Here is a 14383-nt window from a genome sequence, read left to right as displayed (position 1 = left end):
TTCGTGGCCATCCGTGTCCTACTGGTCGACGACCAGCCGCTGCTGCGTACCGGCTTCCGGATGATTCTGGAGGCGGAGCAGGACATCGCGGTCGTGGGGGAGGCCGGCGATGGTCTTCAGGCGTTGGATCAGGTGCGGGCGTTGCAGCCCGATGTGGTGCTGATGGACATCCGGATGCCGCGGATGGACGGCGTGGAGGCGACCCGGCAGATCACGGGCCCGGAGCGCAACGGCCCGGCGAAAGTCCTGGTGCTGACGACGTTCGACCTGGACGAGTACGTCGTGGAGGCCCTGCGCGCGGGGGCCAGCGGCTTCCTGCTGAAGGACGCGCCGGCGAACGAGCTGGTGCAGGCGATCAGGGTGGTCGCGGGCGGCGAGGCGATGCTGGCGCCCAGCATCACGCGCCGGCTGCTGGACAAGTACGCGACGCACCTGCCGTCCGGCGACGACCCGGTCCCCGACACCCTGCACACCCTGACCGACCGCGAGGTCGAGGTCCTGAAGCTGGTCGCCCGGGGCCTGTCGAACGCGGAGATCGCGGCGGACCTGTTCGTGAGCGAGACGACGGTCAAGACGCACGTGGGCCACGTCCTGACGAAGCTGGGCCTGCGGGACCGGGTGCAGGCGGCGGTGTACGCGTACGAGAGCGGTCTGGTGCGGCCGGGAGCGCAGTAGACGGCCCTCAACACACCGACGCGGGGCGCCTCTTCGAGAAGGGGCGCCCCGCCGTCGTACCGGAAGTATCCGAAATTCCTCAGCCCTTGCTGAGTTCCCAGAAGCGGAAGACCGTCGACGCGTCGAGGCAGTATTCGAGGCCGTAGACCGCGTCCCGGGTGACGGCGTACTGCTTGGCCTGCCAGACCGGGAGGATGGGGAGCTGGTCGGCGACGATGTCCTGGAGCTGGGCGTAGTCGGTGTCGGTGTTGGCACGGTTGCTCTGCGCGGCGGTGCGGGGGATGAGGGTGCCGGTGATGGTCTCGTTGGTGTAGTGGTTGTTCAGGACGTTGCCGTCGCCGAAGAAGGGGGCGGTGAAGTTGTCGGCGTCGGGGTAGTCGGGGACCCAGCCCTTGACGTAGACGCCGTACTTGCCGGCCTCGATGTCCTTCTCGTACTGGTTGAAGGCGACGGACTTGACCTTGGCGTCGAAGAGGCCGCTCGCGTTGAGCTGGGCGGCGATGGCCTTGAGCTCCTGGTCGGTGGCGGGGCCGTAGCGGGACGGCGTGGACCAGAGGGTGAGTTCGACCTTGTCGGTGATGCCGCCGGCGCGCAGGGCCTCTTCGGCCTTCGCGGCGGAGGGGCGGGCGCCGTAGCGGTCGAAGAAGGCGGTGTTGTGGCCGGCGATGCCCGCGGGGATGATCGAGTACAGGGGGTCGGCGGTGCCCTGGTACACGTCCTTGATGAGGGCGTCGCGGTCGATGAGGTAGGCGATGGCCTGGCGGACGGGGAGTTTCCCGGCGACGGGGTCCTTCATGTTGAAGACGAGGTGCTGGACCTCGGCGCTGGAGCCTTCGACGACTTCGACGTCCTTGGTGTGGGCGCTCTGCTGGACGTCGGTGATGTCGGCGGCGGTCAGGCCCCGGTAGGCGATGTCGACCTTGCCGTCGAGGAGGGCTTTCTTGAGGCCCGCCTGGTCGCCGTGGAAGAACTTGAGGGTGACGCCGGAGTTCTTGACCTGGGCGTTTCCCTTGTAGTTCTCGTTGACGGAGAACACGGCCTGGTCCTCGCCGAAGGATTCGAGTTTGTAGGGGCCGGAACCGACGGCTTTGTCGTCCTTGCGCAGGCCGTTCGCGTCGTACTGCCCCCGGTCGACGATGGAGCCGGCGCCGGAGGCGAGTTTGCTGGGGAAGGTGGCGTCGGCGACCTTGAGGCGGAAGACGACGGTGTGTTCGTCGGGGGCCTCGACCTTGTCGAGCATGGGGAACATGATCGCGGGGCCGGACTCGTCGTTGATCTTCAGCGTGCGGTCGAAGGAGTACTTGACGTCCTCGGAGGTGAGGGAGTCACCGTTGCTGAACTTCAGTCCCGATTTCAGGGTGCACTCGTAGACCTTGGTCTCGGTGTCGGTGAAGGTGCATTCCTTCGCGGCGTCCGGCTCGGGGTCGGTGCCGCCCTTGGGGAAGGAGAGCAGGGACTGGAAGACGTTGTTGAACAGCAGCCAGGAGCCGGGGTCGTAGCCGGAGGCGGGGTCGGTGGCGAGGACGTCGTCGGACATCCCCATGACCACGGAGGAGCCGCTGCCCCCGGAGGAGCCGTTCTCGGAGCCGCAGCCGGCCAGCAGGCCGGAGGCGAGCCCTGCCACGATCGGGAGGACCGGCCACTGGGTGCGCTTGTTCACGTGTACGTGCCTTGTCGTCGGGATCTCGGTGTCTCGTCGGTCGGTTCGCGGCGACGATCGCGGGGTTCTCGGGGTTGTTCTGTACGAGGTTAGTGGGCGTCCGCGCGTCGGCTTGCGGGGAACGGAGTTGACGGTTCCTCACGCTGTGGAGCCGGGTATGGACGGACCGGAGAATCAGGGCTGGAATGTTTCGTGCAGCGGTCCATCAATCGGGACACTTGACCGGTCCGGAGTGCGCCGGAATCCCCGTCCGCGAGTGGGGAAGGTCACATCGCGGCGGGGCGGAATTCCGGTCGTTTCCCGGGAATCCCGGAGTTCCGCTGTCGTCCGTGAATTCCCAGGCCGCGGGGGGTTTCCGTCAGCCGGTCACGAGGGCGCGCAGGAAGCTCACGTCGACGTGTTCCAGGGACGGGACGACGGTGCGGCGGGCGGCGGGGGCGATCGGGGCGACCGACGGGACGGCCACGACCTGGCATCCGGCGGCCTCGGCGGCGGCGACGCCGGTCGCGGTGTCCTCGATGACCGCGCATCTGGCCGGATCCACGCCGAGCCGGGAGGCCGCGAGGAGGTAAGGCTCGGGGTGCGGCTTGGTGCGGGCGACCTCGTCGCCGGCGACGGAGAGCCGGAAGTGCTGGGGGCCGAGCGAGGCGAGGACGCGGTCGATGATGCGCCGGTGGGAGGCGGAGACCAGGGCCGTCGGCACGTCGTGCGCGGCGAGTTCGGCGAGCAGGCGGGCGGCGCCGGGCATCAGGGGCAGGGCGCGGCCGATGCGGTCCTCGAAGCCGTCGTTGAGCAGGACGGAGAGCTCGTCGAAGGTGATGTCGGCGCCGGTGGCCTCGATGAGGAAGCCGGCGCTGCGGGTCATGGGGCCGCCGACCACGACGTGCCGCCAGGAGTCGTCGAGGGTGTGGCCGAGGCCGGCGAAGATCTCGACCTCGACGTCCCACCAGAAGCCTTCGGTGTCCACCAGGGTGCCGTCCATGTCGAGGAGGACGGCCTGGAGGGCGGAGCCCTCGGCGGTGAGCGCTGCGGGTGCGGGGACCGTACTGGTCATCCACGACCTCCTTGTGGGACGAGAGGGACACGCAGGCCGGTCACTTCCCGGGTGGGGAGGCGACCGGCCTGCGGTGGACCGACCAGTGTACGACTGGACCGGTCGGGGCGCGTCTCGTTTGTTCCGGCCCGGGTTCTTACAGACGCGAAGGCGGGCCAGAGGGTTCAGTGGGGGTTCAGCGGGCGTTGAAGTACTTCGCCTCCGGGTGGTGGAGGATGATCGCGTCGGTGGACTGCTCGGGGTGGAGCTGGAACTCCTCCGAGAGGTGGACGCCGATGCGCTCGGGCTGGAGGAGTTCGGCGATCTTCGCGCGGTCCTCCAGGTTGGGACAGGCGCCGTAGCCGAGGGAGAAGCGGGCGCCGCGGTACTTGAGGTCGAACATGTCGGTGACCTCGGCGGGGTCCTCGCCGCCGAAGCCGAGTTCGGCGCGTACGCGGGCGTGCCAGTACTCGGCGAGCGCTTCGGCCAACTGGACGGACAGGCCGTGCAGTTCGAGATAGTCGCGGTAGGCGTTGGCCTCGAAGAGCTTGGCGGTCTCCTCGCCGATGCGGTTGCCGACGGTGACGACCTGGAGGCCGACGACGTCGACCTCGCCGGACTCCTCGGGGCGGAAGAAGTCGGCGAGGCACAGGCGGCGGCCCCGGCGCTGGCGGGGGAAGGTGAAGCGGGTGCGTTCGTTGCCCTGCTCGTCGAGGAGGATCAGGTCGTCGTCCTTGGAGACGCACGGGAAGTACCCGTACACGACGGCCGCTTCGAGGAGGTTGTCGGTCTGGAGCCGGTCGAGGAGGCCGCGCAGGCGGGGCCGTCCCTCGTTCTCGACGAGTTCCTCGTACGTCGGTCCGTCGCCCGCGCGGGCCTGCTTGAGGCCCCACTGGCCCTTGAAGAGGGCGCCTTCGTCGAGCCAGCTGGCGTAGTCCTTGAGGGGGATGCCCTTGATGATGCGGGTGCCGTCGAAGGGGGCTTTCGGCAGGGGGTTGTCGATGGCGACGTCCGACCTGACGTGTCCCTCCTCCTCGGGGCGTTCCTCGGTCTGTACGGCGGCTGCGGGGCGCACGCGGCGCTGTTTCAGCTCGGGGAGGGCGGCGCCGGGGACGCCGCGTTTGACGCCGATGAGGGCGTCCATGAGGCGCAGGCCCTCGAAGGCGTCGCGGGCGTAGCGGACCTCGCCCTCGTACAGCTCGTGGAGGTCCTGTTCGACATAGGCGCGGGTGAGGGCGGCGCCGCCGAGGATGACGGGGTAGTCGGCGGCCAGGCCGCGCTGGTTCAGCTCCTGGAGGTTCTCCTTCATGATCACGGTGGATTTCACGAGGAGTCCGGACATCCCGATGACGTCGGCGCGGTGTTCCTCGGCGGCGTCGAGGATCGCGGAGACGGGCTGTTTGATGCCGAGGTTGACGACGGTGTAGCCGTTGTTGGACAGGATGATGTCGACGAGGTTCTTGCCGATGTCGTGGACGTCGCCGCGAACGGTGGCGAGGACGATGGTGCCCTTGCCGTCGTCGTCCGTCTTCTCCATGTGGGGTTCGAGGTGGGCGACGGCCTTCTTCATGACCTCGGCGGACTGCAGGACGAACGGCAGCTGCATCTGTCCGGAGCCGAAGAGTTCACCGACGACCTTCATCCCCTCCAGGAGGGTGTCGTTGACGATGTCGAGCGCGGGGCGGCTGGTCAGTGCCTCGTCGAGGTCGGCTTCGAGGCCGTTCTTCTCGCCGTCGATGATGCGCCGCTGGAGGCGTTCGTCCAGGGGCAGCGCGGCGAGTTCCTCGGCCTTGCCGGCCTTGAGGGACTTGGCGGTGGCGCCCTCGAAGAGCGCCATCAGCTTCTGGAGGGGGTCGTAGCCCTCCGCGCGGCGGTCGTAGACGAGGTCCAGGGCGGTGGTGACCTCCTCCTCGCTGAAGCGGGCGATGGGGAGGATCTTGCTCGCGTGGACGATCGCGGAGTCGAGTCCGGCCTTGACGCATTCGTCGAGGAAGACCGAGTTCAGGAGCATGCGGGCGGCCGGGTTGAGGCCGAAGGAGATGTTGGACAGGCCGAGGGTGGTCTGTACGTCGGGGTGGCGGCGCTTGAGTTCGCGGATCGCCTCGATGGTGGCGATGCCGTCGCCCCTCGACTCCTCCTGGCCGGTGCAGATGGTGAAGGTCAGGGTGTCGATGAGGATGTCGGACTCGTGGATGCCCCAGTTGCCGGTGAGGTCGTCGATGAGGCGTTCGGCGATCTCGACCTTCTTCTCGGGGGTGCGGGCCTGACCCTCCTCGTCGATGGTCAGGGCGATCAGGGCGGCGCCGTGTTCCTGCGCGAGCCTGGTGACCTTCGCGAAGCGGGACTCGGGGCCGTCGCCGTCCTCGTAGTTGACGGAGTTGATGACCGCGCGTCCGCCGAGCCGCTCCAGGCCGGCCTGGATGACGTCCACCTCGGTGGAGTCCAGGACGATCGGGAGCGTCGAGGCGGTGGCGAGGCGGCCGGCGAGTTCGTCCATGTCGGCGACGCCGTCGCGGCCGACGTAGTCCACGCAGAGGTCCAGCATGTGGGCGCCTTCGCGGATCTGTTCGCGGGCGATCTCCACACAGTCGTCCCAGCGGGCCTCCAGCATGGCGTCGCGGAACTTCTTGGAGCCGTTGGCGTTGGTGCGTTCGCCGATCGCCATGTACGCGGTGTCCTGGCGGAACGGGACGGTCTGGTAGAGGGACGCGGCGCCGGGTTCCGGGCGCGGGTCACGGGGGGTGGGGGCGATGCCGCGGACGCGGTGGACGAGCTGGCGCAGGTGCTCGGGGGTGGTGCCGCAGCAGCCGCCGATCAGGCTGAGGCCGTAGTCGCGTACGAACGTCTCGTGGGCGTCGGCGAGTTCGGGGGCCGTGAGGGGGTAGCTGGCGCCGTCCTTGCCGAGGACGGGGAGACCGGCGTTCGGCATGCACGACAGGGGGATGCGGGAGTTGCGGGCGAGGTAGCGCAGGTGCTCGCTCATCTCGGCCGGGCCGGTCGCGCAGTTCATGCCGATCATGTCGATGCCGAGGGGTTCCAGCGCGGTGAGCGCGGCGCCGATCTCGGAGCCGAGGAGCATCGTGCCGGTGGTCTCGACGGTGACCGAGACGATGATCGGTACGTCGATCCCGGCGAGCTCACGGGCGCGCTGGGCGCCGATCACGGCGGCCTTCGTCTGGAGGAGGTCCTGGGTGGTCTCGACGATCAGGGCGTCGGCGCCGCCCTCGATGAGGCCCTCGGCGTTCTGCTGGAACGCGTCCCGGATGGTCGTGTAGGCGACGTGGCCCAGGGTCGGGAGTTTCGTGCCGGGGCCGATGGAGCCGAGGACCCAGCGCTGGCGGCCGTCCCTGGCGGTGTAGGCGTCGGCGGTCTCCCGCGCGATGCGGGCGCCGGACTCGGAGAGTTCGTGGACGCGCTCGGGGATGTCGTACTCGGCGAGGGCCGCGAAGTTGGCGCCGAACGTGTTCGTCTCGACGCAGTCGACCTCGGCGTCGAAGTACGCCTCGTGGACCGAGCGGACGATGTCCGGCCGGGTCAGGTTCAGGATCTCGTTGCAGCCCTCCAGGTCCTGGAAGTCCTCCAGGGTCGGGTCCTGGGCTTGGAGCATCGTGCCCATCGCTCCGTCGGCGACCACCACGCGGGTGGCGAGCGCCTCTCGGAGCGCGGACACACGGGTCCGGCTGTCGGCGGAAGGGGTCAGCGGCACAGAGGCCATGTAAGGGCTCCCTCAGGTGCGACGGCTGTCGGCTTTGGGGCCAGGGTAGCGGGGACCGGGGGTGTGCCGTCAGGTTGTTCCGGGGGACGGACCGCCGGGGCGGGTGATTCCGGTCCGGCCAGGGGGATCCGGTTCGTCCGGGTGTGGGGACACTTCGGGGGTTCCGGCGGGTGGAATGCGGGGGAACACGCGGGTGACGGTCGTTGGCAGGAGGTCGGCATGGACCGGTAGTGTTCGGCATTGTCGAACCGTGGCTGTGTGGGTGGACCATGGGCACGCGGCCGGTGTGGACGTACGGCGGCCGAAGGGGACGGAGGCAGGACGGCGATGGCACGGAACATCCAGTCGCTCGAACGGGCGGCGGCGATGCTGCGGCTCCTCGGGGGCGGCGAGCGGCGGCTCGGCCTGTCGGACATCGCCTCGGCCCTGGGGCTGGCGAAGGGCACGGCGCACGGGATCCTGCGCACCCTCCAGCAGGAGGGGTTCGTGGAGCAGGACGACGCGTCGGGGCGGTACCAGCTGGGCGCGGAGCTGCTGCGCCTGGGGACGACGTACCTGGACGTGCACGAGCTGCGCGCGCGGGCGCTGGTGTGGACCGACGATCTGGCGCGCGCGAGCGGCGAGAGCGTGCACCTGGGGGTGCTGCACCAGCAGGGCGTGCTGATCGTGCACCACGTGTTCCGGCCGGACGACAGCCGGCAGGTGCTGGAGATCGGGGCGATGCAGCCGCTGCACTCGACGGCGCTGGGCAAGGTGCTGTCGGCGTACGACCCGGTCGCGCACAGTGAGGCGCTGGAGTCGGAGCGCAGGTCGTTCACGGACCGTACGGTGTGCGATCCGAAGGTGTTCGAGCAGGTTCTCGACATCACGCGCGCGCGTGGGTACGCGGCGGACGTGGAGGAGACCTGGGAGGGTGTCGCGTCGGTCGCGGCGCCGATCCACGACCGGCGGCGGATGCCGGTGGGCGCGGTGGGGATCACCGGCGCGGTGGAGCGGCTGTGCCCGGACGGGGAGCTGCGGCCGGAGCTGATCGCGTCGGTGCGGGACTGCGCGCGTGCGGTGTCGCGGGATCTGGGTGCGGGCAGGTTCTGAGAAGTACGTAAGAGGCCACCGGGACGTCGGGCGACGTTCCGGTTCTCGGCATACCCTGATCCGGACATAAGTGATCAGAAACGGACCGATCCTGCAAAGATCGATAACTCATGACTATCAATAACGATCGCGTTTCCGATAACAGAACTCTTGACTCACGCGTCACGCCGGGACAAGACTCCCGTCCATCGGTCGGCATTGTCGAACACCTACCGGCAATACGCGCTAGAGTGTGACAGTGCCAAGGGCCGGCATCGCTCTCACTCCCGAGAGCACGGAACTCCCGGAGGGACCCGGGGTTCGGCTTCCCCTGGACGAAGGACAAAGGAGTCGCGGGTGTCCAGCTCCGACATCTTCATCGGCGAGACCATAGGTACCGCCATACTCATCCTGCTCGGCGGCGGTGTGTGCGCCGCCGTCACGCTGAAGGCCAGCAAGGCCCGTAACGCCGGTTGGCTCGCCATCACCTTCGGGTGGGGTTTCGCCGTTCTGACGGCCGTCTACACCTCCGCGCCGCTCTCCGGCGCACATCTCAACCCGGCCGTGACCCTGGCGCTCGCGCTCAAGAAGGACGGCATCTCCTGGAGCGACGTCCCGATCTACTGGGGTGGACAGCTGCTCGGCGCCATGATCGGCGCGACCCTGGTGTGGATCGCCTACTACGGCCAGTTCCTGGCGCACCTCACCGACCGGGAGATCGTCGGCGAGCCGAAGGCCAAGGCGGTCGAGGCGCAGGAGAAGGGCGCGGGTCCCGTGCTCGGCATCTTCTCCACCGGCCCGGAGATCCGGGTGGCCTGGCAGAACGTCGCCACGGAGGTCATCGGCACGATCGTGCTGGTGCTCGCGGTCCTCACGCAGGGTCTCAACGACGGCGGCAAGGGGCTCGGCACGCTGGGCGCCCTGATCACCGCTCTCGTGGTGGTCTCGATCGGTCTCTCCCTCGGTGGCCCGACCGGCTACGCGATCAACCCGGCCCGTGACCTCGGCCCGCGCATCGTGCACGCCCTTCTGCCCCTGCCCAACAAGGGTGGCTCCGACTGGAGCTACGCCTGGGTTCCCGTGGTCGGCCCGCTCGTCGGCGGCGCCATCGCGGCGGGCATCTACAACATCGCGTTCGCCTAGCAGCCGCGGGTTTCACCCGTACGAGGTACGGGTTTTCGAAACTCTCGGCGAACGCCGATCGTCAAGCCCCATAACCACGGAACCCAGGAGCAGACAGTGACCGACGCTCACACCACCGGCCCGTTCATCGCCGCGATCGACCAGGGCACCACCTCCAGCCGCTGCATCGTCTTCGACAAGGACGGCCGGATCGTCTCCGTCGACCAGAAGGAACACGAGCAGATCTTCCCGAAGCCGGGCTGGGTCGAGCACGACGCGAACGAGATCTGGACGAACGTCCAGGAAGTCGTCGCTAGCGCGATAGCCAAGGCGGGCATCACCCGCGACGACATCAAGGCCATCGGCATAACCAACCAGCGTGAGACCACGCTGCTGTGGGACAAGAACACCGGTGAGCCCGTCCACAACGCGATCGTCTGGCAGGACACGCGTACGGACGCCCTCTGCAAGGAGCTGGGCCGCAACGTCGGCCAGGACCGCTTCCGTCGCGAGACCGGCCTCCCGCTGGCCTCCTACTTCGCCGGCCCCAAGGCCCGCTGGCTGCTCGACAACGTCGAGGGCCTGCGCGAGCGCGCCGAGGCGGGCGACATCCTCTTCGGCACGATGGACAGCTGGGTCATCTGGAACCTGACCGGCGGCGTGAACGGCGGCCGGCACGTCACGGACGTCACCAACGCCTCGCGCACGATGCTGATGAACCTGCACACCCTCGCGTGGGACGACAAGATCGCGGAGTCCATCGGCGTGCCGATGCAGATCCTCCCCGAGATCCGCTCCTCCGCCGAGGTGTACGGCGAGGTCACCGGCGGCCCGCTGGGCGAGCTGCTCGGCGGCATCCCGGTCGCCTCCGCGCTCGGCGACCAGCAGGCGGCCCTCTTCGGCCAGACCTGTTTCTCCGAGGGCGAGGCCAAGTCCACGTACGGCACCGGCACGTTCATGCTGATGAACACCGGCGAGAAGATCATCAACTCGTACTCCGGGCTGCTCACCACGGTCGGCTACCGCATCGGCGACCAGGCCCCGGTCTACGCCCTTGAGGGCTCGATCGCGGTCACCGGCTCGCTGGTGCAGTGGATGCGCGACCAGATGGGCCTCATCTCCACCGCCGCCGAGATCGAGACGCTCGCCCTGTCCGTCGAGGACAACGGCGGCGCCTACTTCGTCCCGGCGTTCTCCGGCCTGTTCGCCCCGCACTGGCGCTCCGACGCCCGCGGCGTGATCGCCGGTCTGACCCGGTACGTCACGAAGGCGCACCTCGCGCGCGCCGTCCTGGAGGCCACGGCCTGGCAGACCCGTGAGATCACCGACGCCATGACGAAGGACTCCGGCGTCGAGCTCGCGGCCCTCAAGGTCGACGGCGGCATGACCTCCAACAACCTGCTGATGCAGACCCTCTCGGACTTCGTGGACGCGCCGGTGGTGCGCCCGATGGTCGCCGAGACGACCTGCCTCGGTGCCGCCTACGCCGCCGGCCTCGCCGTCGGCTTCTGGACCAGCACCGACGACCTGCGCGCCAACTGGCGCCGGGCCGCCGAGTGGACCCCCCGCATGGACGCGGAGACCCGCGACCGTGAGTACAAGACCTGGCTCAAGGCCGTCGAGCGGACCATGGGCTGGATCGAGGACGAGAGCTGAGCGAGCACCCCCTCAACAGCTCTGATGAGGAGTAAGAACCCGACATGACCAGTCAGCCCACCCTCCAGACCGTGCCTGCCCTGGGGACGCACCCGGCCTCCGGCTCCAACCCGAGCCGTGCCGAGACCCGGGAACAGCTCTCCAAGGCGTCGTACGACCTTCTCGTGATCGGCGGCGGCATCCTGGGCATCTCCACCGCCTGGCACGCCGCGCAGTCCGGTCTGCGGGTGGCGCTGGTCGACGCCGGCGACTTCGCCGGCGCCACCTCCTCCGCCTCCTCCAAGCTCCTCCACGGCGGTCTGCGCTACCTGCAGACCGGCGCGGTGAAGCTGGTGGCGGAGAACCACTTCGAGCGGCGCGCGGTGTCCCGTCAGGTGGCCCCCCACCTGGCGAACCCGCTCACCTTCTACCTGCCCGTCTACAAGGGCGGCCCGCACGGCGCGGCGAAGCTCGGGGCGGGCGTGTTCGCCTACTCCGCGCTCTCCGCGTTCGGTGACGGCGTCGGCCACCTCCTGTCGCCCGCGAAGGCGGCGCAGGACGTGCCGGAGCTGCGCACCGAGAACCTGAAGGCCGTCGCGGTGTACGGCGACGACCAGATGAACGACGCGCGCATGGCGCTGATGACGGTGCGCGGCGCGGTCGAGGCGGGCGCGGTCGTCCTCAACCACGCCGAGGTCACCGGTCTGCGCTTCACCAACGGGCGGGTGACCGGCGCGGACCTCAAGGACGGGGTGTCGGGCGACGAGTTCGGGGTCAACGCGCGGCTCGTGCTCAACGCGACCGGGCCGTGGGTGGACCACCTGCGCAAGATGGAGGACCCGAACGCGGCGCCCTCCATCCGGCTCTCCAAGGGCGCGCACCTCGTCCTCAAGCGGACCTCCCCGTGGAAGGCCGCGCTCGCGACGCCGATCGACAAGTACCGCATCACGTTCGCGCTGCCCTGGGAGGACATGCTGCTCCTCGGGACGACGGACGAGGAGTACGAGGGCGACCCGGCGGACGTGTCCGTGACCGAGAAGGACACGGCGCAGATCCTGGACGAGGCCGCGTTCTCCGTCCGGGACCAGCAGCTGAGCCGGGACAACATCACGTACGCGTTCGCGGGCCTGCGCGTCCTGCCGGGCGGTCCCGGGGACACGGCCAAGGCGAAGCGGGAGACCGTCGTCACCGAGGGCCGGGGCGGGATGCTGTCCGTCGCGGGCGGCAAGTGGACGACGTTCCGGCACATCGGCCGTACGGTGATGCAGAAGCTGGAGTCCCTGCCGGGCCACCCCCTGGGCGACGACTTCGAGCCGGTCTCCTCCTTGCCGAAGAAGCTCCCCCTGCCGGGCGTCGCCAACCCCCGCGCGGTCGCCCACCGCCTCCTGGTCGACAACCCGGCCCCCGGCCCCCGCATGGCCGCGGACACGGCGAAGCACCTCGCGACCCACTACGGCTCCCTCGCCTTCGACATCGCCCGCCTGGCGAACGAGAACCCGGAACTCTCACAGCGCGTCCACCCCGACGCCCCGGAGATCTGGGCCCAGGTCGTCTACGCCCGCGACAACGAGTGGGCGGAGACCCAGGACGACGTCCTGCGCCGCCGCACGACCCTGACGATCCGCGGCCTGGCCACGGACGAGGTACGGGCGAAGGTCCAGGATCTGCTCGACAAGAAGTAACCGGTACGACGCGACAGGGGCGCTGCCCCCCGGCTTGGCTCCGGGAGGTACCGCCCCTTTCGCGTACCCGGTTGTCAGTGCCGGGTGTTACCCATGAGGCATGGAGATGGATACCGAGAAGGCCGACCCGGAAGAACTCGCGGTGCTGCGGGAGGCGTTCGGTGAGGACGCGTCGCCGTTGGGGTGGGAAGAGGTACGGCGGTTCGAGGAGGCGCACGGCGTGGTGCTGCCGGAGCCGTACCGCACGCTCGTGGCGGAGATCGCGGACGGCTCCTTCCAAGGGCCGCCGGAGTACGGGTGGGTGGAACTGGCCGAGAGCGCCGAGGGCCAGCGGCTGGCCGAGCCTTTCCCGCTCACCGGGATGTGGGTGTGGGAGGAGGACGACGGGGGCCACGAAGACCCCGACGCCGTCATCGAGCGGGTCGCCCACCACGGCTCGCTGAACCTGGGGACGGACGGGTGCGGCATGGACTGGCACCTGGTCGTCACCGGCCCGCAGCGCGGGCGCGTCTGGCTCGTCACCGGCGAGGGGGCGATGCCGCACAGCAGACCGGGCTTCGCCGACTGGGTGCGGCAGTGGGCCGCCGGTGAGGAGTGGTTCCAGGCGAGCGAGGCGGTTCAGGCCAGCGAGGCCACGAGGTGACGTACGGATTCCACGTCGGTCAACTCCTCGCGCCGCACGATCAGTTCGCGGCCCAGGAGCAGTGCCCTGCGGGATGCCGGGGCCGGGTGGGGGAGGGTTGTCAGGTCTGTCAGGTGGGCGAAGCCGATGATGCGGCGGACGATTTCTGTGCCGGCGTAGCCGATCGCGTCCGTCCAGACTCGGTGGAGGAAGCGGTCGAGGTAGGTGTCGTCGAAGAAGGTGTCGACCCTCGTCGGCCACAGGCGGCGGAACTCTGTTGTGAACGCCTCCCAGGAGAGGCGGAGTTGGTCCGCGTGGTCCGTCAACCGGTCCAGGGTTCGTGCGCGTTCCTCCGAGACCAGCGCGTTCGCCCAGTACAGGCCCAGGTCGTAGCCGATCGGGCCCACGAAGGAGAACTCGGGGTCGAAGACGCGGACCACGGGGGCGCCGTCGCGTTCGCCGACCATGACGCTGCCCGTGTGGAGGTCGCCGTGCAGGAGTGCCTGTGCGCTGGTCATGAACGTGTGGCGGAGGTCGGCGACCTCGGTGCGGAGCACCTCGTCCGCGCGGAATGCCGCCGCGAGGTCCGTCAACTCCGGGAGCCAGTGGTTGTGTTCGTGCTCGATGTACGGCTCGGAGAGGACCACGTCCTCGGTGATCTTGCACAGCTCGGGGCTGACCGACGCGGCGATCAGGGCCTTGCGTTCGGCGGACGGCATCCCGAAGTCGCTGGTCGTGAAGGTCAGTTGGGCGACGAACTCGCCGATCCGCGCCGACGTCTCCGTACCGTACGAAGCACCTTCGTTGAGGAGCGTCCGCAGGACCTCCAGGTCGGACATGTCCTCCATGACGAGGGCGTAGTTCTCGGGGTCGTAGCCGAGGATCGCGGGGATCTTGTCGGGGGCGACGAGGGCGACGCGCTCGTACGCGCGCGCCTCGGCGTCCGCGCGGTCGGGGTTCATCGGCCAGGAGGGACCGGCGACCCGCACCCACGGCAGCGCCTGCTTCACCGCGAGGCTGTGGCCGGCGGAGGAGGCGAGGAAGACCCGGTTCATGTTGCCGTCGGAGACCTCGCGGACCTCGGGGTCGACGGCCTGACTCCAGTGGCCGCGCTCCCGCAGGTACGCCGGGATGTCCTCGGTCTCCAGGATGCGGTAACCCATCACAA

10 protein-coding genes are annotated in these 14383 nt (G+C 69.3%); 6 read left to right on the top strand and 4 right to left on the bottom strand.

The features are described from left to right. Positions 1-3 precede the first annotated feature (3 nt). Positions 4-675, top strand: coding sequence for a response regulator (locus J8M50_RS15905; protein ID WP_010350325.1), 672 nt, complete (start codon positions 4-6; stop codon positions 673-675). A gap of 79 nt (positions 676-754) precedes the next feature. Here the strand turns inward: J8M50_RS15905 and J8M50_RS15900 are convergent, their stop codons facing one another. From J8M50_RS15900 to metH, 3 genes are all read right to left on the bottom strand, one after another. Continuing rightward, on the bottom strand, positions 755-2335 hold the full coding sequence (locus J8M50_RS15900) for an ABC transporter substrate-binding protein (protein ID WP_010350326.1): 1581 nt from the start codon (positions 2333-2335) through the stop codon (positions 755-757). 358 nt (positions 2336-2693) lie between these two features. Continuing rightward, positions 2694-3389 (bottom strand): HAD family hydrolase, encoded by a 696-nt coding sequence (locus J8M50_RS15895; RefSeq protein WP_010350328.1) that lies wholly within the window; start codon positions 3387-3389, stop codon positions 2694-2696. 175 nt (positions 3390-3564) lie between these two features. Then, on the bottom strand, positions 3565-7083 hold the full coding sequence (gene metH, locus J8M50_RS15890) for a methionine synthase (protein ID WP_010350329.1): 3519 nt from the start codon (positions 7081-7083) through the stop codon (positions 3565-3567). 327 nt (positions 7084-7410) lie between these two features. Between metH and J8M50_RS15885 the strand changes: the two genes are divergently transcribed. From J8M50_RS15885 to J8M50_RS15865, 5 genes are all read left to right on the top strand, one after another. Then, positions 7411-8175 (top strand): IclR family transcriptional regulator, encoded by a 765-nt coding sequence (locus J8M50_RS15885; protein WP_010350330.1) that lies wholly within the window; start codon positions 7411-7413, stop codon positions 8173-8175. A 336-nt stretch (positions 8176-8511) separates the two neighbouring features. Continuing rightward, positions 8512-9297, top strand: coding sequence for an MIP/aquaporin family protein (locus J8M50_RS15880; RefSeq protein WP_010350331.1), 786 nt, complete (start codon positions 8512-8514; stop codon positions 9295-9297). Positions 9298-9393: 96 nt separating this feature from the next. Continuing rightward, positions 9394-10932 carry a glycerol kinase GlpK gene (gene glpK / locus J8M50_RS15875; protein WP_010350332.1) on the top strand — a complete coding sequence of 513 codons (1539 nt, stop codon included), beginning with the start codon at positions 9394-9396 and terminating at the stop codon, positions 10930-10932. Positions 10933-10976: 44 nt separating this feature from the next. Then, complete coding sequence (locus J8M50_RS15870; protein WP_010350333.1) at positions 10977-12593, top strand: glycerol-3-phosphate dehydrogenase/oxidase; 1617 nt, start codon at positions 10977-10979, stop codon at positions 12591-12593. 106 nt (positions 12594-12699) lie between these two features. Then, positions 12700-13236: an SMI1/KNR4 family protein gene (locus J8M50_RS15865; RefSeq protein ID WP_040835234.1), complete on the top strand. Its 537-nt coding sequence runs from the start codon at positions 12700-12702 to the stop codon at positions 13234-13236. On the opposite strand, the gene mtnK is transcribed toward J8M50_RS15865, so the two are convergent. Beyond that, positions 13212-14378 (bottom strand): S-methyl-5-thioribose kinase, encoded by a 1167-nt coding sequence (gene mtnK / locus J8M50_RS15860; RefSeq protein WP_010350336.1) that lies wholly within the window; start codon positions 14376-14378, stop codon positions 13212-13214. The genes J8M50_RS15865 and mtnK overlap by 25 nt on opposite strands. Positions 14379-14383 lie beyond the last annotated feature (5 nt).

The sequence above is a fragment of the Streptomyces acidiscabies genome, from assembly GCF_020010905.1.
Classification (GTDB): domain Bacteria; phylum Actinomycetota; class Actinomycetes; order Streptomycetales; family Streptomycetaceae; genus Streptomyces; species Streptomyces acidiscabies.
Note: the sequence above shows the minus strand (reverse complement) of the source record. Positions and strands in the feature narration are given on the sequence as shown.

Bases quoted from the DNA above. Each gene is read 5' to 3' on its own strand.
- J8M50_RS15895 (WP_010350328.1), bottom strand. From the start codon at position 3,389: ATGACCAGTACGGTCCCCGCACCCGCAGCGCTCACCGCCGAGGGCTCC.
- metH (WP_010350329.1), bottom strand. From the start codon at position 7,083: ATGGCCTCTGTGCCGCTGACCCCTTCCGCCGACAGCCGGACCCGTGTG.
- J8M50_RS15885 (WP_010350330.1), top strand. From the start codon at position 7,411: ATGGCACGGAACATCCAGTCGCTCGAACGGGCGGCGGCGATGCTGCGG.
- J8M50_RS15870 (WP_010350333.1), top strand. From the start codon at position 10,977: ATGACCAGTCAGCCCACCCTCCAGACCGTGCCTGCCCTGGGGACGCAC.
- J8M50_RS15865 (WP_040835234.1), top strand. From the start codon at position 12,700: ATGGATACCGAGAAGGCCGACCCGGAAGAACTCGCGGTGCTGCGGGAG.
- mtnK (WP_010350336.1), bottom strand. From the start codon at position 14,378: ATGGGTTACCGCATCCTGGAGACCGAGGACATCCCGGCGTACCTGCGG.